This window comes from Arthrobacter sp. NPDC056691, assembly GCF_042791415.1.
Lineage (GTDB): Bacteria > Actinomycetota > Actinomycetes > Actinomycetales > Micrococcaceae > Arthrobacter.
In genome coordinates, this window is sequence record NZ_JBHTXX010000026.1 from 1 (window position 1) to 20,983 (window position 20,983).

20 protein-coding genes and 1 rRNA gene are annotated in these 20,983 nt (G+C 67.2%); 6 read left to right on the plus strand and 15 right to left on the minus strand.

Annotated elements, in window-relative coordinates:
• From ACFRAU_RS18360 to rpmB, 4 genes are all read right to left on the minus strand, one after another.
• A 16S ribosomal RNA gene (locus ACFRAU_RS18360) occupies positions 1 to 94 on the minus strand; the annotation flags it as partial.
• A gap of 636 nt (positions 95 to 730) precedes the next feature.
• The gene (rpsN, locus tag ACFRAU_RS18365; protein WP_003798555.1) at positions 731 to 1,036 is read right to left on the minus strand and encodes a 30S ribosomal protein S14; all 306 of its coding nucleotides are present in this window, start codon (positions 1,034 to 1,036) and stop codon (positions 731 to 733) included.
• Between the two features lie 4 nt (positions 1,037 to 1,040).
• The gene (gene rpmG, locus ACFRAU_RS18370; RefSeq protein WP_003798558.1) at positions 1,041 to 1,208 is read right to left on the minus strand and encodes a 50S ribosomal protein L33; all 168 of its coding nucleotides are present in this window, start codon (positions 1,206 to 1,208) and stop codon (positions 1,041 to 1,043) included.
• Positions 1,208 to 1,444: a 50S ribosomal protein L28 gene (rpmB, locus tag ACFRAU_RS18375; RefSeq protein ID WP_003798559.1), complete on the minus strand. Its 237-nt coding sequence runs from the start codon at positions 1,442 to 1,444 to the stop codon at positions 1,208 to 1,210. Before rpmB ends, rpmG begins: the two co-directional genes overlap by 1 nt.
• A gap of 493 nt (positions 1,445 to 1,937) precedes the next feature.
• Between rpmB and ACFRAU_RS18380 the strand changes: the two genes are divergently transcribed.
• Genes ACFRAU_RS18380 through ACFRAU_RS18390 form a run of 3 tightly spaced genes read left to right on the plus strand, consistent with a single transcriptional unit; the run spans position 1,938 to position 4,766 of the window.
• Positions 1,938 to 3,404 (plus strand): ferric reductase-like transmembrane domain-containing protein, encoded by a 1,467-nt coding sequence (locus tag ACFRAU_RS18380; protein WP_378000971.1) that lies wholly within the window; start codon positions 1,938 to 1,940, stop codon positions 3,402 to 3,404.
• A complete protein-coding gene (locus ACFRAU_RS18385) occupies positions 3,401 to 3,964 on the plus strand; it encodes an FMN-binding protein (RefSeq protein ID WP_378000972.1) in 564 nt (187 codons plus the stop codon). Before ACFRAU_RS18380 ends, ACFRAU_RS18385 begins: the two co-directional genes overlap by 4 nt.
• 37 nt (positions 3,965 to 4,001) lie before the next feature.
• The gene (locus ACFRAU_RS18390) at positions 4,002 to 4,766 is read left to right on the plus strand and encodes an FAD:protein FMN transferase (protein WP_378001028.1); all 765 of its coding nucleotides are present in this window, start codon (positions 4,002 to 4,004) and stop codon (positions 4,764 to 4,766) included.
• Here ACFRAU_RS18390 and ACFRAU_RS18395 read toward each other — a convergent pair.
• Positions 4,763 to 5,524, minus strand: a complete 762-nt coding sequence (locus ACFRAU_RS18395; protein WP_378000973.1) for an SGNH/GDSL hydrolase family protein — start codon at positions 5,522 to 5,524, stop codon at positions 4,763 to 4,765. The genes ACFRAU_RS18390 and ACFRAU_RS18395 overlap by 4 nt on opposite strands.
• 80 nt (positions 5,525 to 5,604) lie before the next feature.
• Positions 5,605 to 6,087, minus strand: a complete 483-nt coding sequence (locus tag ACFRAU_RS18400) for a MarR family winged helix-turn-helix transcriptional regulator (RefSeq protein WP_377994982.1) — start codon at positions 6,085 to 6,087, stop codon at positions 5,605 to 5,607.
• A 96-nt stretch (positions 6,088 to 6,183) separates the two neighbouring features.
• On the opposite strand from ACFRAU_RS18400, the gene ACFRAU_RS18405 reads away from it, so the two are divergent.
• Entirely contained in the window at positions 6,184 to 6,468 is a 285-nt protein-coding gene (locus ACFRAU_RS18405; RefSeq protein WP_378000974.1) for a YciI family protein, read from the plus strand.
• An 8-nt stretch (positions 6,469 to 6,476) separates the two neighbouring features.
• Here ACFRAU_RS18405 and ACFRAU_RS18410 read toward each other — a convergent pair whose 3' ends face one another.
• The 6 genes from ACFRAU_RS18410 to ACFRAU_RS18435 all read right to left on the minus strand — a co-directional run bounded on the left by ACFRAU_RS18410 (position 6,477) and on the right by ACFRAU_RS18435 (position 12,755).
• Positions 6,477 to 7,310 (minus strand): SGNH/GDSL hydrolase family protein, encoded by an 834-nt coding sequence (locus tag ACFRAU_RS18410; RefSeq protein ID WP_378001029.1) that lies wholly within the window; start codon positions 7,308 to 7,310, stop codon positions 6,477 to 6,479.
• A gap of 178 nt (positions 7,311 to 7,488) precedes the next feature.
• Positions 7,489 to 8,562 (minus strand): siderophore-interacting protein, encoded by a 1,074-nt coding sequence (locus ACFRAU_RS18415; RefSeq protein ID WP_378000975.1) that lies wholly within the window; start codon positions 8,560 to 8,562, stop codon positions 7,489 to 7,491.
• On the minus strand, positions 8,559 to 9,386 hold the full coding sequence (locus ACFRAU_RS18420) for an ABC transporter ATP-binding protein (protein ID WP_378000976.1): 828 nt from the start codon (positions 9,384 to 9,386) through the stop codon (positions 8,559 to 8,561). The genes ACFRAU_RS18415 and ACFRAU_RS18420 overlap by 4 nt, the downstream gene beginning before the upstream one ends.
• Complete coding sequence (locus ACFRAU_RS18425) at positions 9,386 to 10,468, minus strand: FecCD family ABC transporter permease (protein WP_378001030.1); 1,083 nt, start codon at positions 10,466 to 10,468, stop codon at positions 9,386 to 9,388. The genes ACFRAU_RS18420 and ACFRAU_RS18425 overlap by 1 nt, the downstream gene beginning before the upstream one ends.
• A gap of 35 nt (positions 10,469 to 10,503) precedes the next feature.
• Positions 10,504 to 11,550, minus strand: a complete 1,047-nt coding sequence (locus ACFRAU_RS18430; RefSeq protein ID WP_378001031.1) for a FecCD family ABC transporter permease — start codon at positions 11,548 to 11,550, stop codon at positions 10,504 to 10,506.
• Between the two features lie 86 nt (positions 11,551 to 11,636).
• Positions 11,637 to 12,755, minus strand: a complete 1,119-nt coding sequence (locus ACFRAU_RS18435; RefSeq protein WP_378000977.1) for an iron-siderophore ABC transporter substrate-binding protein — start codon at positions 12,753 to 12,755, stop codon at positions 11,637 to 11,639.
• A 206-nt stretch (positions 12,756 to 12,961) separates the two neighbouring features.
• Between ACFRAU_RS18435 and ACFRAU_RS18440 the strand changes: the two genes are divergently transcribed.
• Positions 12,962 to 14,950: an MFS transporter gene (locus ACFRAU_RS18440; protein WP_378000978.1), complete on the plus strand. Its 1,989-nt coding sequence runs from the start codon at positions 12,962 to 12,964 to the stop codon at positions 14,948 to 14,950.
• The gene (locus ACFRAU_RS18445) at positions 14,947 to 15,495 is read left to right on the plus strand and encodes a TetR family transcriptional regulator (protein ID WP_377994989.1); all 549 of its coding nucleotides are present in this window, start codon (positions 14,947 to 14,949) and stop codon (positions 15,493 to 15,495) included. The genes ACFRAU_RS18440 and ACFRAU_RS18445 overlap by 4 nt, the downstream gene beginning before the upstream one ends.
• A 258-nt stretch (positions 15,496 to 15,753) precedes the next feature.
• Here the strand turns inward: ACFRAU_RS18445 and ACFRAU_RS18450 are convergent, their stop codons facing one another.
• From ACFRAU_RS18450 to ACFRAU_RS18460, 3 genes are all read right to left on the minus strand, one after another.
• The gene (locus ACFRAU_RS18450; protein ID WP_378000979.1) at positions 15,754 to 16,446 is read right to left on the minus strand and encodes a hypothetical protein; all 693 of its coding nucleotides are present in this window, start codon (positions 16,444 to 16,446) and stop codon (positions 15,754 to 15,756) included.
• A gap of 179 nt (positions 16,447 to 16,625) precedes the next feature.
• A complete protein-coding gene (locus ACFRAU_RS18455; protein WP_378000980.1) occupies positions 16,626 to 20,084 on the minus strand; it encodes an ATP-binding protein in 3,459 nt (1,152 codons plus the stop codon).
• A complete protein-coding gene (locus ACFRAU_RS18460) occupies positions 20,081 to 20,983 on the minus strand; it encodes a DUF4194 domain-containing protein (RefSeq protein ID WP_378000981.1) in 903 nt (300 codons plus the stop codon). The genes ACFRAU_RS18455 and ACFRAU_RS18460 overlap by 4 nt, the downstream gene beginning before the upstream one ends.

The following is a 20,983-nucleotide window of genomic DNA, read 5'->3' on the forward strand; positions in this document are numbered from 1 at the left end:
AATCCCCGGTGCAAGCACCGGATCATCGTTCGACTTGCATGTGTTAAGCACGCCGCCAGCGTTCATCCTGAGCCAGGATCAAACTCTCCGTTGAAAACAAACAGACACAACCAGGCACCACGGAAATAACGCGGAAACCCGGCTGCACAAAATTTGAAACCAGCTGTAAAAACCAGACCACCCACGAACGTGGACAGCCCGGCCAATCCAACCAATTCATAAAAAATCGGTATCAATAAACTTGGCACACTATTGAGTTCTCAAACAACAGACACACCCGGCACCACCCAAACCAAACATTCAGGATCGCTCCGGAGCAACTTTTCAAACTTACCCGACCCGGCAAAGCTTTGCAAATCAGCGTTTCCACGATTCCCAGCCAGCAGGCAGGCCCCCACCCGTCCACAGCACACCGCTAAGCGCACCATTTTCCAGGCCATTTGAAAGGGGGTCGGTCGCTATCTTTCCGCATCAGCGGCGGCGACTCGAAAGACTCTACACGCCCCCAAAGGCCCACGCAAATCGGCCGGATAGCGGCCCGAAACCGCGGTATTCCGCGGCGAATTAGGTGCGGTGGGCAGAAAAGCCGGCCATCGCCGTCGTAATTCCGTTCTGTGCGGTGCGTCACCCGGTCAACCAGCGCCACCCAGCAGATTCGTTAACGCAAAGGAGGGCCGGCAACCAAGTGGTTGCCGGCCCTCCTCAAGCAGCTGGAATCAGCGGTGCTGAATTACCAGGAAGACTTGGTGATGCCCGGGAGCTCACCGCGGTGAGCCATGTCGCGGAAGCGAACACGGGAGATACCGAACTTCTGGAAGGTACCGCGCGGACGGCCGTCGATGATGTCGCGGTTACGCAGACGGATCGGGGAGGCGTTGCGGGGCAGCTTCTGCAGGCCGAGGCGTGCAGCTTCGCGTGCTTCGTCAGTCGCGTTCGGGTCAACCAGGGTCTTCTTCAGCTCGAGGCGCTTTGCAGCGTAACGCTCAACGATGACCTTGCGCTGCTCGTTGCGAGCAATCTTGGACTTCTTAGCCATGTGTTTAGCGCTCCTCTCGGAATTCGACGTGCTGGCGGATCTTGGGGTCGTACTTCTTCAGGACCAGGCGGTCCGGATCGTTACGACGGTTCTTACGGGTTACGTAGGTGTAACCCGTGCCCGCGGTCGACTTGAGCTTGATGATCGGACGTACGTCCTTGTCCTTTGCCACTAGAGCTTCACTCCTCGTGCCAGGATGTCGGCGACGACAACGTCGATGCCGCGTACGTCGATGGTCTTGATGCCCTTTGCAGAGACCTGCAAAGTGACATTACGGCGCAGGGACGGAACCCAGTAGCGCTTCTTCTGGATGTTCGGGTCGAACCGGCGCTTGTTGCGACGGTGCGAGTGCGAAATGCTGTGTCCAAAGCCCGGCTCGGCTCCGGTCACCTGGCAGTGTGCTGCCATGACGACTCTCCTCTGAAAAAATGAAATGAAACGGCTGGCAGAGTTCTGCTTCACCGTGCGGCAGGCGGCGTCCGGATCCAGTCTCATGTGTCCGCACGCTCCAACACCGGCGAACCGGGTTTACTGCTGCGGGATACGACGAGCCGCGAACACCTGGCAATGGAAGCCACTGCGAAGTGCCGGGATACTGGGCCAATACAGGAATGCACGCAACTTGAGCCCCTAACTACCGGCCTCCGGGACTGTGAATACTGCCAACAGCCACCGCAAACCGGAGCAATTGCACACGCTCCGCGCCACCTAGCGCCAACCAAGTCTACGAGACACGCGAATTAAAGACCAATCCGGCGTGGACTGGTGTTATAGAGCAGCCCCGGCCGTTCAGCGTGCACGGCCCTCCGGCCACCCCCGTCGGGACGGCCTTCCTCCAAGACATATCCGGAAAGAAGGCTCCTCACAGCAAAGTCAAAGGCTCGGGGCGGAATCTTGAGCCATGAACACACAGCTCTTGCCCTCCCCCGGGACCGGCACTCCGACGCGTCCGCACCGCCGGCCTGCTCCGGTTCGGGAGACCGGCCGCTTCGCCGGCCAGCACCGGCGCAGGCTTCTCCGCGCCGACGCCCTGACAGTGGCGGCCTGGTCCTCGTTGGCAGCTTCGCTTGCGCTCTGGCTTGCCGACGGCGGCCTGACGGCGGCGTCCTCGCCGGCCGGCATGATCACGGCGCTGGGCATCATTGCCGGCCTTGCCGGCATGGACCTCGTGCTGCTCATGCTCCTGCTGGCCGCCAGAATCCCCCTGATCGACAGCGCGGTGGGGCACGACCGGGCCCTGGAGTTTCACCGGAAGCTCGGGAAACCGTCGCTATACCTGCTGTTGGCCCACGGTCTCCTCATCGCGGTGGGCTACGGCATGGCAGAAGGGCTCGACCCGGTCAGCGAAGCGGTGGCGCTCTGGGTGCTGGTGCCCGACATGTGGCTCGCGTTCATCTCCCTGGCGCTCTTCATCGCGGTTGTTGTCACGTCCCTGGTGGCGGTCCGCCGGCGCTTCCCTTACGAATTCTGGTATGCAGTGCACCTGCTCACTTACGCTGCCGTGCTCACGTCGCTGCCGCACCAGTTCAGCGTGGGCGGGCTCTTCGCCGTCGGCACCTGGCAGCGCTGGTACTGGCTCGCCATCTGCATCGCCACCGGGGCCGCCCTGCTGTACTACCGGATCATCCAGCCCGTACGGGCCACCTTCAGGCATCAGCTCACGGTTGAGCGGGTCACCCCTGTGGCTCCCGGCGTGGTCAACATCGAAATGAGCGGCCTGCAGCTCGGTTCGCTGGCCGGCACCGGCGGACGGTTCTTCATCTGGCGCTTCCTCGCCCCGGGCCTGTGGTGGCATCCGCATCCGTTCAGCCTGTCTGCGGAGCCGGTGCGGACCGGACCGGACGGGCACGGGAGACTGCGGATCACGGTGCGTAATCTGGGCCGGGGTTCGGCGCAGCTGCTCAGGCTGCGGCGCGGAACGAAGGTTGCCGTCGAAGGACCCTACGGACTCTTCAGCTCAGCAGCACGCAGCAAGGACCTCGTGGTCATGATCGGCGCCGGCATCGGTATCACGCCGTTGCGGGCCCTCCTGGAGACCACCCCTTTCGCCCCGGGCCAGGCGACGGTCCTGCTCCGCGGGCACAGCGGCCAGGAGCTCTACCTGGGCGAGGAAATTCTCGAACTGTGCCGGCGGCGCGGCGCCACCCTCTTCCACCTGACCGGCGGACGGGACCCCGGCTCGCCCGACAGCTGGCTTCCGGCCGCCGAGCACCGCTCGGGGTATTCCCTGGCGGACTACGTCCCGGAAATCTCCCACGCCGACGTCTATGTATGCGGGCCCTCACGGTGGGCAGGCAACGTCCTGGACGCCGCCCGCGCCGCAGGCGTCCACGAAGATCAACTCCATCACGAGAGGTTCGACTGGTGAGAATCAGAGCAGCAGTTTCAGCCGCCCTGGCTTCGGCCGGCATCCTCCTGGTCGGTTGGCAGTCAGGTGTCCATGTGGCCGACACACGCAGCGCGGTTGCGGCCGCAGCAACCGGAAATCAGGCGTCGGGGACGGGAACCACGGACGGCAGCGGCACCGGCTCGTCGGGATCATCGGCGTCGTCCGGCACGACAGACAGTTCCGGCACGCCTGGCGCATCCGGCACGACTGGCGCATCCGGCGCGGCCGGAGCCGCAGGCGCCGCAGGCGCGGCGGCCAAGGCCGGCGGCACGTACGACGGCGATGTGGTCCAGACCCGCTTCGGTACCGTGCAGGTCCAGATCACCGTGAAGGCCGGGCAGATCACGGACGTCACCGCCCTGAAACTGACCGACGCCGAGGGCCGGTCCGTACAGATCAGCAACTACGCCGCCCCGATTCTTCGCAGCGAGGTGCTCCAGGCACAGTCTGCCAACGTGCAGACGGTGGGTGGCGCCACCGTGACCAGCGACGCCTATCTCACCTCCCTCCAGGCAGCCCTCGATGCAGCAAACCTCTGAGGTCACCCACCGCCTCCGGGCCCGGACCTTCACCTGCATGGGGACTGTCATCAGCCTGACCGTCCCCACGGACGCGCACAAAGCACCCCAGGCTGCGGCTGATGAGCTGGAAGCGGCCACCGCCGTCGTCGAACGCCTTTTCACGCAACTGGACAGCATCTTCAGCCTCTACCGCCCCGATTCGGAGGCGAGCCGGCTGGTGCGCGGTGAACTCCCGCTGCCGGAGGCGTCGGCGGAAATGCGGGCGCAATACGAGGAGGCAGCCGAGTGGAGGCTCCTCACCGAGGCTGCGTTCACGCCGGAACGTCCGGACGGCGCGCTGGATCTCTCCGGCATCGTGAAGGGGCACGCCATCAGGGAAGCCGGCACGTCGCTGCAGGCGCTGGGCATGGGCAACTGGTGCCTGAACGCCGGCGGGGACGTGCTGGTCAGCGGCTCCCCCAGCCCCGGCACCGATGCGCCCTGGCGGGCGGGGATCGTTGATCCGGCCGACCGGAGGACCCTGCTGGCCGGTTTCCCGCTGGGCGGAAAGACGGCCGACGGCGGGACCAGGCTGGCGCTGGCCACCTCCGGTTCCGCTGAACGCGGGGACCACATCTGGAGCGTCACGGCAGGGGCCGTGGAATTCCGGCAGGTCTCCGTCGCCGCGGCGGACGTTGTCACGGCCGATGTTCTGGCAACCGCGATCGTGGCCGGCGGGGTTCCCATGCTCAACCGCGCCACCGCCATGTGGGACATCGAGGCGCTGGCCGTCCGCGCAAACGGCGAACTGCTGGCGACGAGCGGATTCCGGCAGGGTTAGAGCCGGGTGAGCTGGGCGTACCTCGGCTGGAGGTTGTCACCGGAGGACTTTCCGGTGACCCGCCGGACCACCCACGGAGCGGCGAATTCCCGGACCCAGCGGGCGTTGGCCCGCAGCGCCTCCGCCTTGCTGAGCTCCGGAACGGGGGTCATTGGCGGAACTTCGATGGAGTGCTCGTGTTCGAGAACCGTCAGGACACGCCTGGCCATGTTGGCGTGGCCGGCGGCGGACATGTGCATCCGGTCCTTCGCCCACATGCCCCAGTCGTAGTATTCGTTGAAGCGCCAGTAATCCACCAGCAGGGCGCCGTGGTCCCCGGCGATGCCGCGCACGAGTTCGTTGTAGATGGCCGTACGCCCCCGCATGGTGCCAAAGACCTTCGAGCCCCGCGCGTCGAACCCCGTGAACAGCACCACGGTGGCACCAGTGGCCGCGAGCTTTTCCACAGCTTTTTCGTAGTCCGCGAGCAGGTCGTCGATGTCGATCTTGGGCCGGAGAATGTCGTTGGCACCGGCATAGAGAGTCACCAGGGTTGGCCTGAGCGCAATGGCGGCATCAACCTGTTCGGCCAGGATCTGCCGCAGCTTGCGGCCGCGGATGGCGAGGTTGGCGTAGCCGAAGCCGGGGTCAGCCGAGGCCAGCTGCTCCGCTACCCTGTCAGCCCAGCCGCGGACCCCGTTGGGCCGCATAGGGTCGTCGTCGCCGACGCCCTCCGTGAAGGAATCTCCAAGGGCGACGTAGCGGGCCGTGAAATCCATGGGAGCAAGTCTGCCACCCGTTGCCGGGAGCAACCAAGACACAGTGCGTGGCGCGCCGGGGATCCGGATGCCGGGTGGTGCTACTGCTGCTCGCGGAGGATCCAGTGATTGCTGTCCAGGCGGGCCACAATCTTTTCGCCGATGCGGGCGAGGTCCGCCACGTCACGCTCAGTCAGGGCGTCAAGGAACAGCGAGCGCACGGATTCCACGTGGCCAGGGGCCAGTTCCACGATGGTGGACATGCCCTCTTCGGTGAGGTGCGCGGTGGTGACGCGGGCGTCGCCGGGATGCGGCCGGCGTTCCACCCAGCCACGGTTCTGGAGCTTCGTGACCACATGGGACAGCCGGGAGAGGGAGGCGCTGGTCCTGGCCGCCAGCTCGCTCATGGGCAGGAAGCGCCCTTCGGCCTCGGAGAGCATCGCCAGCACGTTGTAGTCGAACAGCGACACCTTGCCCGCGGCATGCAGTTGGGTATCGAGCGACGCGGGCAGCATGGTGTTGATGCTCAGCAGGGCAAGCCATGCCCGGCGTTCATTGGCGGTCAGCCAGCGCGGTTCGGTCATTACTCCATCCTAGGAGAACTGACGCTTGACGGTTCAAGGCCGCTTCCGGCGGCGGCGAGCCGCAGGGAGCCGGGCCCTGGCGGTAGGCTGGCGTTCATGTACGTAGTTTCCCTGACCTACAAAGTTGCCCAGGAGATCGTGGACCAGCACCTGGATGCCCACGTGGACTGGCTGAAGGACGCCTTTGACCAGGGCGTCTTCATCGCCGCCGGCCGCAAGGTTCCGCGCACGGGCGGCGTGCTGCTCTCCAGGACCGACCGTCCGACGCTCGACGAGTCACTGGCCAAGGACCCGTTCAACGTGCACGGCGTTGCCGACCTCGATGTCATGGAATTCGCCGCGAACCGCGCTGCCCCGGGGTTCGAAAACCTGCTCGACTAATCGCGGGGCTAATCGGCCGGCGGCTCCATCAGCTTTTTCAGGCCGCCCTTGCGCGGGACCTTCACCGGTTGCGGCCACCGCGGGCAAAGGTTGTCGCCCAGCGTGACGCCCCGAAGCTTCCGGCCAAAGAGCGGCAGCACCCAGTCATTCACCCAGCGCCGCTGCCGCCGTTCCCAGTCGCGGAGCGTCACCCTGGCCAGCGGCTCCCACTCCTTGAGGCTGATCTTGTGCGGCACGCCCAGATGGTCCAGAACTTGGGCGGCGAGGTACTTGTGGCCGGCCTTGGACATGTGCAGCCGGTCGGTGTCCCACATCCTGCGGTCATGGAAGGCCTCGAAACACCAGTAGTCCACCAGTACAGCCCCGTACTTGGCCGCGATCTCACGGACCCGCAGGTTGTACAGGGTATTCCGCTTCTTCAGCGGTTCCAGCACCGCTGACACCTTGACGTCGAACCCGGTGAACAGGACCAGAGTGGCGCCGGTGGCCGCCAGCCGGGCCACCAACTCCTCGTATTGGGCCAGGAGTTGGTCCATGTCGGTGCCAAAGTCCAGGATGTCGTTGCCGCCGGCGTAGAGGGTAACGAGCGTGGGTTTCATGGCGAGCGCCGGTTCCAGCTGTTCATCCACGATGTGGCGCAGCCGCTTGCTCCTGATCGCAAGGTTGGCGTAGTGCCAGCCGGGTTCTGCCTTGGCCAGCTTCTCCGCAACGCGGTCCGCCCAGCCGCGCACTCCGTTCGGCATCCGGGAACTCCGGTCACCGACGCCCTCGGTAAACGAATCCCCGAGGGCAACGAACACCCGCCGTCTGCCCCGGTCGGGAAGCAATGGAGAGACACCCACCCGGACAAGGTACACGTGCGGAGCAACACCCAAGGAAACCGGAGATGAACGACGGCGGGCCTTCACCCAAGCCTTGAAGGTGCGGAAGCGTCGTGGTTCATGCGACGAAACCTGAGGAAGGGTCGGGGTTGAGGCGACAGGAACTGAGGGAGCGTCTGTGCCCCCGGAGCGCACAGGGTCAGAGCTCGGCTTTCCCCTGCCGCCAGTACCCCATGAACGCCACCTGCTTCCGGTCGATCCCGACGTCGCGGACCAGGTAGCGGCGCATCCCCTTGATGACCCCGGCCTCCCCGGCGATCCACGCGTAGAAGGGCAGGGCACCCGCGGGCTTGTCCGGGTTCTTCGTGGTGCTGACGGCGGCTGCGTCGAGGCGGGCCGGGGTTTCCCAGAGGATCTCCTGGTCCACGTTCACGTCGTCGGGCTCCGGTCCGGCGGCTTCGGCGGACTTGATGCCCACCCAGCCGGGCACGGGGACGGCGGCCCGGACAGCCTCCTGCAGGAGCTCGCCGTGCGGCCGGGACCTGCCGATCGAGGCGCCGCGCGCCAGCCAGGTGATTTCGACGTCGGCCGCCGTCTCCAGGTCCAGGAAGTCGCCCGCCTCGGGAACTTCCAGGAAAGCATGCCCGGTCATGTATCCGGGCAGGCTTTCGAGGATGGCGCTGATCGCGGGGACCGCCGTCTCGTCACCGGCCAGGAGCACACGCCCGGCCAGGCCCGGCCGCCATTCGATGCCCGAGTACGTTTCCGCTGTGACGCAATGCGCCGCGCGGTTGTTCGGCCCGATCAGGGTGAGGGCGTCGCCCGGCGTGGCCGTCAGCGCCCAGTTCGCCGCAGGGCCGCCGTTCCCGTCGGCGTCGAAATGCATCACGAAGTCGACGTCGATCTCCGGATACACGGCGTCCAGCCGGGCCTGCCGGACGGTGTAGGTGCGCATGGAGCCGCGGGTGGCCGGATCCATGGCCAGCCACTCTTGGTACCAGCCGCTCTCCTCCATCCGGAACTTTGGCAACGGAAGCCGGCTGCCGTCCGGTGCCAGCGACGGGATCATGAGCTTGATGCGCAGGTCCAGGCTGTCGCCGTGGACGCCGAAGTCGCGCAGCGAGTAGCCGCCGAACGTCACGCGCCGGAAGTTCGGGTTGAGCTCCTGCACGGCCGAGACGGTGACATCAAACGCCAGGGTCATCGGCTCGGTGGCAAAGCCTGGACGGTCCGTGGTGGAGGTGCGGGCGGAACTGTTCTGTACTGCGCTCATGAAGCCATCTCCAGGGTCGTGGTCGGAACTTTTGGGTCGGCGTGGTGCCTGCCGAGGGGAATGATCAGCGGCGTGCCGGACACCGGGTCCGGCACCACCCGGCATTCCAGCCCGAAGACATTCCGGACCAGCTCCTCGGTAATCACGCTGGACGACGGGCCCACGGCCAAGATCTGACCGGCCTTAAGCGCGATGACGTGATCTGCGTACCGCGCGGCAAGGTTGAGGTCGTGCAGCACGATCGCCACCGTGGTGCCGCGCTGCCGGTTGAGGTCCGTGACCAGGTCCAGCACCTCAACCTGGTGCGCCAGGTCCAGGTAGGTGGTGGGCTCGTCGAGCAGCAGCACCTCCGTTTCCTGGGCGAGCGCCATGGCGATCCACACCCGCTGGCGCTGACCGCCGGACAGTTCGTCGACGTTCCGCCCGGCGAGCTCCAGCGTTTCGGTGGCTTCCAGCGCACGCTGCACGGCGGCGTCGTCCTTCTCCGACCAGCTGCGGAAGAAACCCTGGTGCGGATAGCGCCCGCGGCCCACCAGGTCATGGACGGTGATGCCGTCCGGCGCTGCCGGGTGCTGCGGCAGCAGGCCGAGGGTGCGGGCCAGCTCGCGCGCCGGGCGGGAGTGGATGTCCTTGCCGTCGAGGGTGACGCTGCCGCCGGCAGGCTTGAGGAGCCGGGACAGGCCACGCAGGAGCGTGGATTTTCCGCAGGCATTGGCACCCACGATCATGGTCACCCTGCCCTCGGGGATCTCCGCTGTGAGGTTTTCCACGACCCGGCGCTGATCGTACTGCAGCGTGAGGTCCCGGGCTTGCAGAACAGCCATCAGGCATCCTTTCGGTTGGACGTGACCAGGAGCCACAGCAGGAAGGGGGCACCGAGGGCGCCCGTGACGACGCCGACCGGCAGGACGGTGCCGTCCAGCAGCAGCGGGGCGATATTGGCCGCGAAGTAATCCGCAGCCAGGACGGTCAGGGCGCCCACCAGGGCCGACGCCGGGAGGCTGGATCGGCCGGTAAAACGGCGCGCGATGGGGCCGGCCAGGAAAGCGACGAACGCCACGGGTCCGGCAGCCGACGTCGCCACTGCGGCCAGCGCGACGGCGGTGAGTACCAGACCCAGCCGGGTGGCACCCACCCGGATGCCGAGTCCCGCAGCGGCGTCGTCCCCCAGCTCGAGGATGCGCAGCGGCCCGGCCAGCAGGGCGGCGGCCGGAACCAGGACCGTCAGCGCCAGGGCCAGGACGCCGGCACGGTCCCAGCTGGCGGAGTTGAGTGAGCCGTTGATCCAGATCAGCGCCTCGGCGGCGGTGCGGATGTCGGCCCGGGTCATGAGGAAGCTGACCACGGCGTGCAGCGCAGCGGCGATGCCGACGCCGGCAAGGATGAGGCGGCTGCCGGCAGCGTGCCCGCGGCTGCCGCCCCCGCCCAGGGATCCGCTGCGGGAGATGCCGTAGATCAGCGCCGCCACGGCCATCGCACCGCCGAGGGCAGCGCCGGACACCGCGGCGCCGGAGGCCCCGAACACCACAATGGCCAGGACCGCGGCCGCGCTGGCGCCGGAGCTGATGCCGATGACGTCCGGGCTGGCGAGCGGGTTCCGGAGCATGGTCTGGAACAGCGCGCCCGAGAGCCCGAAGGCCAGTCCGATCAGCGTGCCAATGACAGCCCGCGGCAGCTTGGCCTCCATCACGATGAAGCTGGCGCCGGGGATCTTCTCGCCGCCGGTGAAGTGGACGGTGAGGATTTTGAAGAAGTCCGGGATGGTGACGGTGTAGCTGCCCAGCAGGATGCTGGCGGCCAGGAGAAGCACGACGGCGGCGGCCAGTACCGTTGTCCGGTTCAGCAGGCGTCCGCGAGATGGCAGATAACGGCGATGTTTGCGCGCAGCACTGCCGCCAAGTGCCATCTCGGTGGCGGATTCCCGGGCCTGGGACGCGGTAGTCACAGGCCGGCCCCCTTGCCGCGGCGGACCAGCCAGACGAACACCGGCGCACCGATCAGCGCGGTCATGATGCCGGCCGGGACCTCGCCGGGCAGCAGGACGACACGGCCCGCGACGTCGGACGCCAGCAGCAGCGCGGGGGCGAGCACGGCGGAGAACGGCAGGATCCAGCGGTAGTCGGGGCCGGTCAGGGAGCGGACAGCGTGCGGGACAACGAGGCCCACGAAGCCGATGGGGCCGGCCAGCGCCGTCGCCGACCCGCACAGCAGGACGATGCCCAGCGCGGTGACCGCCCGCGCCAGGCCGACGTTCTGGCCCAGGCCGCGGGCCACGTCGTCGCCGAGCGCCAGGCTGTTAAGGACCCTTCCGGTCAAAAGCACGATCAGCGCCCCCAGGATGAGGAACGGCAGGCCGGGCAGCACCACGGACCAGTCCCGCCCCGCAATGCCGCCCACCTGCCAGAAGCGGAAGCGGTCCAGGGTGTCCTGGCTGGAGACCAGGATGACGTTCATCAGGGAGAACAGCCCCGCGCTTAGGACGGCGCCCGCCAACGCGAGCTTGACCGGCGTCGCGCCGTCCCGGCCCATGGAGGCGATGAGGTAGACGACGACGGCGGCAGCCGCCGCGCCGATGAACGCGAACCAGATGTAGCCGGTCAGCGAGGAGACGCCGAAAACGTAGATTCCGGTGACCACGGCCAGGGCGGCGCCGGCGTTGACGCCGATGATGCCCGGGTCTGCCAGCGGGTTGCGCGCCACGCCCTGCATGGCGGCCCCCGCCAGGCCCAGGGCGGCGCCCGCGAGCAGGCCCAGCACGGTCCGCGGGACCCGGGCGTTCACCACCGCGTGGTCGCCGTTCGCGGGATCGAACTGGGTCAGGGCCTGCCACACGGTTTCGAGGGACAGGCCCCGGGCGCCGACGGCCAGCGAGGCGCAACAGCCAACAGCGAGCACGACGGCGGACGCCAGCAGCCAGGCGGCACGCGGCCCGGGGGCTTTGCGCGCGGGCCGGGCGCGAACTGGCAGGTAACGCCCCTTCACGAGCATTTTGGCGTCGTTAGCTGCCAGTTCGCGCTGGATGGCGGGGGCCGGCGTCGTGCTCGGTGTCATCAGGGTTGCTTACTTGACTGGGCTTACTTGACCGCGTCAGCGCCGGCTGCGAGCTGCGGCAGGAACTTGTCCAGGGCCCAAGGCAGGCTCAGCGGGGACGACGCGGAGATCGCCAGTGTCAGGGTGTTGTCCGAGCCGGCAACCAGGGCGCCCTTCTTGACGGCCGGGATCTGGCTCAGCAGAGGATCCTTGACGATCTGGTCCTTGGTCTTGGCATCCGGAACCCAGGTCACGAAGACGTCGGACTCTAGCTCGTTGGCCTTCTCGGCGGACCACCCGGTGAAGAACTCCCTCGAGCCCTTGGACTTCTCCTCCACAATGGCGGCCGGCTTCATGCCGATGTCGGTCAGGAAGCGCGGGCGGTTGTCGGCGGCGAGGTAGACGTTCACGCCGTCACCCTTGGCCGGTTCCAGGTTGCCGTAGATGAAGGTCTTGTCCGTGATCTGTGGGTACTTGGCGGCCTCGGCCTTGATGGTGGCCTCGGTGTCGGTAACGAGCTTCTCCGCTTCGGTGGTCTTGCCGAGAGCCTTGCCGATCAGGGTGGTGGCTTCCTGCCACGGAGTGCCGTACGCGAGCTCAGGCTGAGCCACGACGGGGGCGATTTCGCTGAGCTTCTTGTAGTCCTCTTCCGTCAGGCCGGAGTAGGCGCCCAGGATGACGTCGGGGTTGAGCTTGGCAATTTCAGTGAAGTTGATGCCGTCAGCCTCGGAGAACTGGGCCGGCGCCTTGTCCGAACCGAAGCCCGCGCCGAGCTTCTCCAGCGCAGCGTCCTTCCACGGCGTGGAGCCCTGGGCATTGCCGCCCCACTCGTTCTTGGGAACGCCCACCGGCACCACACCCAGAGCGATGGCAACGTCGTCATTGACCCAGGAGACGGTGACGACGCGCTTGGGCTGCTCTTTGATGGTGGTTTCACCAAAGACGTGCTTGAGGGTCACCGGAAACTGTGCGCTGGCGGACGATGCGGCGCTGGCCTCCGAAGCGGTGGAGGCCGGCCCCGTGGAGCACGCGGTCAGGGAAAGTGCCGCGGCGGCGAGGACGGCGGTGGCCTTGCCGGCGGTCCTGAGCAGGGAGCGGCGCGTGGTGCCGGCGGCAGCACCGCCGGAGACGGCCTGCCGGCCGGGGAAGAGGGGGGAAGTCACGGAACTCCTTAGGTGAATGAAGCGAACCTAAGTAAGGCTAGCCTATCCTTCCGCAGATTACGAAAGGTTTGCGTCACGTAATTGCCCCGAGTGGCCAGACTAACGCCCCCGCACCTTGCCAGCCTAGGGTGAACAATGGTTCACTCGAAGGAGTAAACGCCCGTTCACCCTTATTCCGGGCACCCCCTCCCCCACAAAGGCCGCACATGACAGCACCCCCTGCCCCGAAACCGACCCGCAGCCCGTCCGCCATCACCACGGTCCTGGCGCTCAGCGGCACGCTCGTGGCACTGATGCAGACCCTCGTGGTGCCACTGCTGCCCGATTTTCCGCGGATCCTCTCGGTCACGGCCGACGACGCATCCTGGCTGGTGACCGCCACGCTCCTCGCCAGCGCCGTCGCCACGCCGATCGTGTCACGCAGCGCCGACATGTACGGCAAGCGGAAGATGATGGTCATCTGCCTGGCGATCATGGTGGCCGGCTCGGTCATGGCCGCCGTGGGCGGGACATTCCTGTGGCTGATCATCGGGCGGGCGCTCCAGGGGTTTTCTGCGTCGCTGATCCCGGTAGGCATCAGCATCATGCGCGATGAACTGCCCAAGGAAAAGATGGGCTCCGCAGTGGCACTCATGAGCGCCACCCTGGGCATCGGCAGCGCCATGGGCCTCCCGCTCGCCGGCCTCCTCTATGAAAGCCTCGGCTGGACGTCGATCTTCTGGGTTTCCGCGGCCGCCGGAACGCTGCTGCTCCTCGCCGTCGTGTTTGTGGTTCCGGAATCCAAGGTGCGCACTCCCGGGCGGTTCGACTACGCGGGCGCGCTGGTGCTCTCCGCCGCACTGGGCTCGCTGCTGCTGGCCATTTCCAAGGGCGGCGCCTGGGGCTGGGGTTCGGAGCCCGTGCTCGTGCTGTTCCTCGCGGCGGCGCTGCTGCTGGCCGTCTGGATTCCCTACGAGCTCAGGGTGGGCCAGCCCATGGTGGACCTTCGCACCACCGCCCGGCGGCCTGTCCTGATGACCAATCTCGCGTCGCTGCTGATCGGTTTCGCGATGTTCGCCAACATGCTCCTCACCACCCAGCAGCTCCAACTCCCCGGCGCCACCGGCTACGGCTTTGAACTGAGCGTCATCACGGCCGGCCTCTGCATGGTGCCCTCCGGACTCGCCATGGTGGTGTTCGCCCCCGTGTCCGGCAGCATCATCCGGCGCTTCGGCGGCAGGTCCGCCCTGATGACGGGCGCCGGCGTGATGATCGTCGGTTACGTGGGACGGGTGTTCTTCTACGACTCCATCACCTCGGTGATCATCGGCTCCACCGTGGTGAGCGTCGGCACGGCCATCGCCTACGCCGCCATGCCAACGCTGATCATGGGTGCCGTCCCGATCACGGAGACCGCCTCCGCGAACGGCCTCAACAGCCTGGTCCGCTCCATCGGCACATCGACCTCCAGCGCCGCCGTCGCCGCCGTGCTGACCTCGGTCACCATCCCGCTCGGCGCCGCCCGGCTGCCCTCGTTCGACGCGTTCCGGGATGTGTTCTGGATGGCCGCGCTGGCGTCCGCCGCCTCCGTCCTCGCCACCATCTTCATTCCGCGCGCCACCACCCACCGCCCGTCCGCGCCGGCCGCAGCAGAGCTGGTGGTGCAAGGGCGCGTCCTGGCACCCGACCACCGCCCGCTAACTCCCGCCGTCGTCACCGTCCTCCAAACGGAGGGCGAGCCGGTGGACTGGAGCCGCGTGGACACCGAGGGCAACTATTCGGTGGCACTGCCGGGTGCCGGGAAGTACCTCGTGGTGGCCAACGCTGCGGGCTGGGCGCCGATGGCTGAGGTCTTCGACTTCGACGGCCGCACGCTGAAGCAGAACTTCCTCCTGCAGGAGCGGCTGGAAGTCAGCGGCCGGGCGGCCGTCGGCGGCGAGCCCGTGGCCGGCGCCGTGGTGACGCTGCTGCATGCCACCGGCGAGCATGTGGACACGGCCAGGACGGACGACGACGGCGTGTACACACTTCCGCTGCCCGCCGCCGGACGCTACATAGTGGCTATGCTTCATCCCGTGACTCATCAAGCCGTGGCGCGGAAGCTCGCCGTCGACAACCGGTCCATGACCGTGGACCTTTCAGCCGAACCCGCGGGTGGGACAGGCGCAGAACGGAGCGGCGCAGGCCGGACCGGCGGGGAGCCGGTGCGGGCATGAGCAGCCCCAGCCAGGAGTCCATCCTCACCGCGGCAGGCCGGCTGTTCGGCGAACGCGGTTACCGCGCTGTGACGGTCCGGGACATCGCCGCGGAGGCCGGGGTTTCCGCGGCCCTGGTGATGAAACTGTTCATCTCCAAAGCCAAGCTGTTCGCCGCGGTGCAGCCGGACGAGTCGCTGCTCACCGAACTGACCGTCCCTGCGTCCGAGCTTGGCGGCGCCCTCGTCTTCCGCGTGCTGATGCGCCGGGAACGCGGCATGCAGGAGCCCTGGGCCATCATTCCGATCAATGTTCACGATGCCCCGGACCCCGAGGCAGCGCGGAACGAGCTACGCGAACGCTACCTCGGGAGCATCGCAAAGCTGATCGGGGATGCGACGCCGGACCGCCGCTATGCGTCGACGGTCACCGCTCTGATGACCGGCTTCGGCGAAACCGTGAGGACCCTCGGGCTCTTTGACGGCTGGGATTTTGACGAGCTGGTGGCCTACTACGGCGGGATCGTCCAGGCCCAGATCGACGCCTGCACGGCCGCCCATTCCTGACTCACGACGCCTCCTCACATTCCGTCGCCCACACGCCAACGCTCCCGCACATCCCGTCGCCCAGACACCGACGCTCCCGCATACACATGTGCGGGAGCGTTGGGTGGATTCGCTGCAGGAACTGAGGAAGCGTCAGGCCAAACCCGACCAAAACTGAGGAAGCGTCAGGCCAAACCCGACCAAACCTGAGGAAGGGTCGGGCCGTCGATCGAAGGCTTCGACAAGCTCAACCAGATCGCTCAACCAGCGGGAAACGCCTCAGCTGTACGAGATGCTCAGCAGCAGCGCCTTGAGGGCCTGCCCCTCGGTGCCTGCCAGCCAGGACTTGGCCGCGGCGTCGTTGGCGAAGGGCTTCTCGATGAACTTCACGTCGGCCAGGATGACACCGTTCCCGGCGCGGATGATGCCGTCGAGCGCGGACCCCTGCCCCGGCTTGGGAGCTCCTGCCGCCAGGTGCATGCGGTAGGTCGCATTGGTGTCCATCCGGTCCACATAGAACGCGTAGTGGGCTGCCGGCGCAGGCTGGGCCGCGAGTCCCGAAACCGGCGCGGACTCGAAGACGGTGCGGGTGACCGGGTGCGAGACGCCGTCGGCGACCGGTCCGGAGTACACGGTGGCCTGTTCGGTGCCGCCGGCGTCGATGACCGTCGCGGTAGCTGACTCCGACGGCGACCCGGAGCCGGTGAAGAGTTCAACCTTCCAGCCTGCCGGGTATTTGAAGGACACATGCCCGTTCGGGAACGTGTAGGTCTTCAGTTCGACCGGAGCCGGAGCGGAGGCGGAGGCTGAAGGGCTCGGTGAAGCCGATGCCGTGGCGGAAGCGGCCGGGGAAGTCGACGACGGAACTGCCGAAACCACGGCCCCGCAGCCCGCCAGGGAGAGGGCGGCGGCGGCAGCAAGGGCAGAGACGAAGGGGGCGCGGAACGCAGGACGCATGAGGGTGCCTTTCATGATGACGCCGTCAGGCTCGCAGGGGCTGCTCTGCCCGCCGCATGGGAGTGTCCATGACCCTGTGGAGCGTTTGGCGAAGACTGGTGGAGTCACCACAGTGGCACGCCAAAACAGGCCGCCACTAGGGGCGCTTCAATAAATCCATCGATTTGTTATAAAACCCGCCAAAGCGTTACGGACTAGCGCAACACGATATCGACGGGATTGGCCTCGGACCGCCACTGCCCTTCCGTACCCGGTTTCGGGGTGATAACGGGAGCAGTGAGCACGCCGGAGCGGTTGGTCCGCCGGTCCCGCAGGATCTCGGTGACTGAGCCCAGGTGCCGGGACAGGTCGATGACGTTCTCCGGTGCCGCCAGGAGCAGCTGGAAGCCAAACTCGTGCAGCGCCTTGATGCCTGCGCCCGCGAATTCCTCGGAGGCCAGCACGAACGCCTCGTCCATCATCACCGTGCCGTACGTGGTGAAGCCCTGCTCGGCGATGCCCAGCTGGTAGCTCAGCGCCGCGGCCATGATGAACGCGGTGAACCGCTGGCGTTCACCGCCGGACATGGAGCCGGTGTCCGCGTGCATGAACACGTCGGTCCGTTTGCCGCCACGGGGCCCAACCACCTCGCGGTGCTCCTTGCACTGGATGAACAGGTGGCCGCGCACGTCCAGCACCTCGGCCCGCCAGCGGCGGTCCTCAGGGGTCTGCGACCCCAGCCGCTTCACCAGCGTCTCCAGGGACTTATAGCGGGCGGTGAGTTCGGCGTCGTCGTTCTGTCCCGGGTGGGCGGTTTCCGCCCTGCCGTGCCGGGCGTGCCGGGTCTTCAGCGCGTTCTGGATGGCGTCCTTGAACTGCTTGGCCGTGGCCGGGAGGGTCTGCTTGATATCGAGTTCCAGGTAGCTGCCCTCGTGGAAATTCACCTCGGACAGGATCCCGTTCAGCGGCAGGATCCTGCTGGTGATGGAACGGCGTTCCTCATCCAGCAGGTGGAGCAGGGTGCTGAACGACTCGTGCGTGCGCTGGTTGAAGAACTGCCGGAATTCGGCCTCCTGGGCGGGCAGCCCGTCATTGATGATGGCGTGGTACCGGGCCTCGAACTCGCCGACGGCGCCTATGGATGTGCCGTGATCGGCCGAAATGGCGGTGCCCCAGTCGCGGACGAAGCCTTCGAAAATCCGCGTGAGCCGCTCCGACGTGGCCTGGGCGCGGGACTCTGCACCGTGCAGGTCACCGAGCAGCTCGGTCCGCACCCGGCCGGCCAGGTTATCCAGCTCGTGCATTTCCGTGACGTCGCCGAATTCGGCGAAGTACGGTGCCAGGGCCGCGGTGGTGGAGTCCGACGGCGGGGCCTGGTTCAGGCGCGTGCGTGCGGCTTCCAGCAGCGAATCGGAGGCGGTAAGTTGCTGGTCCAGTGCCTTGTACTCGCTCTGCAGCACCGCTGCGGCCTCGGTGCTGGACTGGTGCTTCTGCCGCGCCGCCTCGATTTTGGCGCGCAGCGGTTCGAGGTCAGCCTGGGCGGCGAAGGCGTCCTTGAGCCGCTGTTCAATCCGGCCGAGCTCGTCTGCAGCGACCGCTGCCGATACCTGTTCCCACGGGCGGTGGTCCTCGGCAACCCGGCGCAGGGCCTCCAGCTGCCGCGACATGCCCTGGTGTGATTCCTCGCGGCTTTGGGCCAGCTGCGCCGCCTTGGCCACTTCCTGCCGCAGGTCTTCAGCCTGCCCGGCCACGAGCTCCAGCTTGGAGGCGTTGTCGAACCCGAGGACGTAATCCTGCCGGCTGGTGAACCGGTCGTCCTTTTCCACGGTATGCCGGTTGCGTTTGACCACGCCGCCGAGGCTCAGGCCCTTGTCCAGGGCCGCCAGTTCGTCGGGGTTCTCGACACACGGGTAGGCGAAGTCGAGGGCGATCCGCTCACGGATCCACACGCCTGCCTGTGGGGCGGAGCCGCCCTTTGTCCCGGTGGTGAGGATGTCCAGCTTGGTCAGCAGGTCGCCGTCGGCCACGTCCTCCACCGCGAGCGCCGCTCCGGCGAGCGGCTTGGACACGTCCACCGCGCGCAACGCGCCGCGGACGGTGTGCCCGTTCAGGTAGCGGGTGACGGCAGCGAAGTGCTCGCCCGGGACCAGCAGCGTGGTGGCCAGGTTCCGCAGGGCACGTTCCGCGGCGGGTCGCCACTGCTCCTGGCCTTCGGCCAGGTCAATCAGCTCGCCGCCGAACGGCATCTGCTCCTCGGGGACGCCGGTGGCGGCCGCAATCGCGGCCCGGTTTTCAATGCTCGACGGCGGCAGCAGGGACTTGCGCGTTTTCAGCGACACCAGCTCCTGCTCGGCGGCGGCAAGCTCACGCTTCTTCGTGGCGTGGGCATCGAACGCCTCGAAGCGGAGCTCCTGCAGGGCAGCGGAGTCGTCCTTCAGCTCAGCCGAGCGGGTGGCCGCCTGTTCGTAGGCCTGCTCCCAGCCTTCAGTCGTCCACTCCAGGTCCAGGCCGGCATCCGCCAGCGCCTGCCGGGCTGCTTGCTCCACCTGCTGGCGGAGCTTCAGCCCCACCCGGGCGTTTTCGAGGGACTGCTCGATCGAGGAGATGGCGTTGCCACCCTGGTTGTTGTAGTCCGCTTCGAGCTGCCGGACGTCCTTGGCCAGCCCGTCCCGCACGCCGCGTTCCGCTGCGAGCTCCTTGGCCTTCGCTTGGCCGAGCGCTTTGAAGCGGGCCAGCGTTTTCTCGTGCACGGTGACCGCAAGCTGCTGCCGGTAGGCCTCGAACTCCTCGCCCGCGAGCTCGCGGAGCCGGTTCGCGTCCAGAAGCGACTGGGCGTACTCCCGGTTCAGCCCCGGGACGGGGGCCAGCTGGTCGCGCTGCTGCCGGACGTCCTCCAGGCGTTGCCGGATGGACATAAGGTTGCTGAATTCCTCGACGACGTCGTCCGCCGCGGCCAGGGTGGCGGGGGCGTCCAGCACCTGGTCGCGGAAGAACGTGTTCACGCTGCCGCCGAGGCCCTTGCCGGCCTGGATGACGCGGAGCAGGGGCAGCGCTTGGTCCGAGTTGATGCCCAGGAGCCTGCGGAACCGTTCGGCGAAGGCCTTGTGGACGTCAAAGACCTGGGCGTCCGGGAAGATGTTCTCCAGCGCGGCCCGGGTGAATCGCTTCTCCGCGATGTCCTCGATGGCGGCGAGGTCCAGCGGCCTGTTGTCGATCAGGTAGTACCGGCCGACGCTCGATTCCGTGCCGTTCTTGGGCAGGTCAAACAGCGCTGACACCGTCACCTTGGTGCCGGCCGCGTTGTCGAACGTCAGGGCGACGGCGGACCAGGTGGCACCGGGACGCTGGAACGCACTGGCCGAGCCTTCCCCGACGGCCTTGTCCCCCACTTTGCCGCGCATGTACGTGAACGTGGTCCGCTTGTCCTCCACGGCGCCCGAGCGCTGGGCTGCGGCCTCGTTGGAGCGCGGCCGGGCGTCAAACACCCGCAGCATCGCGTCGAACAGCGTCGACTTGCCGACGCCCGAGTTGCCGGTCAGCAGGGTGCCGTTGCGGTCCACGTGCATGGTGTGGGCGCCGTGGAACGTGCCCCAGTTGACCACCTGCACCAGGGCCAGGCGCATCTGGCCCGGATTGACGACGTCGCCCAGCGGGAGCATGCTCGCAATACTCACTTGGCTGCCTCCTCAGTGGTTGCCATTGACTCCGCAGCCGATGCCGCGTCGCTAGGCAAGTCACTTTGGGCGACATCGGCGTCGGCATCGTCGGAGTCTTCGGCGTTGCTGTCGCCGTCGAGTTCTATTAGGGGTTCTGTTCCTGACGGGTCTGCTGTGGCGGCTATGAGGGCTTCGATTTGGGCGGGGATGTCGCCTATGTTGTCGAAGGGGAGGGCCAGCGGCAGGGCGTTGGAGATGGTGTAGACGTCGTCGAGGCCGGTGGTGAGCAGGAGCTGGCGGGCGAGGAGTTTGGTGATTGCCCGGTTCACGACGTCCGAGTCGCGCAGGGCGTCCTGCTGGCCGGCCGGCTGGTAGTGGGCCACGAGCTCGGCAATTTCCTCGCGCGTGATGGTGGGGTCCGTCTGCGCCGTGACGTGGCGGTCCAGCAGGAGCCGCAGGCGCAGCAGCACGATCGTTTCCACCCGGCTCAGCGCACGCTGCTGGCGCAGGATGCTGGAACGGGCGCTGCCGCCTATCGCCTCCGGGTCAACGGGACGCAGCACCGCGATCTTGCGCTCGTGGTCCAGCTGCAGCGTGAGGAACAGCTCGGAGAGCCGGCTGCGCAGGATCAGCTGGTTGTCCAGCAGCGTCGTCCAGAGTTTTTCGTCCCGGCCGCCGTCGACGTACGGGCCCTTCAGCAGCTTCACCAGGGCCTGGCGCACCTTCATGGGGAGCACGCCAGTGTCCCCGGGGAAGAGTGCGGCGCCGTCCACAAACGTGTCGCGGGGGGTTACGCCGCCGCTGGTTGAGCCGGTCGGAACAGCGGGGGTTTCGGTTTCGGCCGGCTCCACGGGCGGCGTTTCTCCAGGCCCAACCAGCGGCGCCCCGGGGTCCGCCGTCGTAATCTCTTCAGTCAT

Excerpts from the sequence above, each read along its gene's own strand:
- ACFRAU_RS18395 (WP_378000973.1), bottom strand. The coding sequence starts at position 5,524 with ATGGATTTCACGGCCCGCTACGTCGCCCTTGGAGATTCCTTCACGGAG.
- ACFRAU_RS18415 (WP_378000975.1), bottom strand. The coding sequence starts at position 8,562 with ATGAGCGCAGTACAGAACAGTTCCGCCCGCACCTCCACCACGGACCGT.
- ACFRAU_RS18440 (WP_378000978.1), top strand. The coding sequence starts at position 12,962 with ATGACAGCACCCCCTGCCCCGAAACCGACCCGCAGCCCGTCCGCCATC.
- rpmB (WP_003798559.1), bottom strand. The coding sequence starts at position 1,444 with ATGGCAGCACACTGCCAGGTGACCGGAGCCGAGCCGGGCTTTGGACAC.
- ACFRAU_RS18445 (WP_377994989.1), top strand. The coding sequence starts at position 14,947 with ATGAGCAGCCCCAGCCAGGAGTCCATCCTCACCGCGGCAGGCCGGCTG.
- ACFRAU_RS18405 (WP_378000974.1), top strand. The coding sequence starts at position 6,184 with ATGTACGTAGTTTCCCTGACCTACAAAGTTGCCCAGGAGATCGTGGAC.
- ACFRAU_RS18430 (WP_378001031.1), bottom strand. The coding sequence starts at position 11,550 with ATGCTCGTGAAGGGGCGTTACCTGCCAGTTCGCGCCCGGCCCGCGCGC.
- ACFRAU_RS18425 (WP_378001030.1), bottom strand. The coding sequence starts at position 10,468 with ATGGCACTTGGCGGCAGTGCTGCGCGCAAACATCGCCGTTATCTGCCA.
- ACFRAU_RS18460 (WP_378000981.1), bottom strand. The coding sequence starts at position 20,983 with ATGACTGAAGAGATTACGACGGCGGACCCCGGGGCGCCGCTGGTTGGG.
- ACFRAU_RS18400 (WP_377994982.1), bottom strand. The coding sequence starts at position 6,087 with ATGACCGAACCGCGCTGGCTGACCGCCAATGAACGCCGGGCATGGCTT.
- ACFRAU_RS18380 (WP_378000971.1), top strand. The coding sequence starts at position 1,938 with ATGAACACACAGCTCTTGCCCTCCCCCGGGACCGGCACTCCGACGCGT.
- rpsN (WP_003798555.1), bottom strand. The coding sequence starts at position 1,036 with ATGGCTAAGAAGTCCAAGATTGCTCGCAACGAGCAGCGCAAGGTCATC.
- ACFRAU_RS18390 (WP_378001028.1), top strand. The coding sequence starts at position 4,002 with ATGGGGACTGTCATCAGCCTGACCGTCCCCACGGACGCGCACAAAGCA.
- ACFRAU_RS18450 (WP_378000979.1), bottom strand. The coding sequence starts at position 16,446 with ATGAAAGGCACCCTCATGCGTCCTGCGTTCCGCGCCCCCTTCGTCTCT.
- ACFRAU_RS18420 (WP_378000976.1), bottom strand. The coding sequence starts at position 9,386 with ATGGCTGTTCTGCAAGCCCGGGACCTCACGCTGCAGTACGATCAGCGC.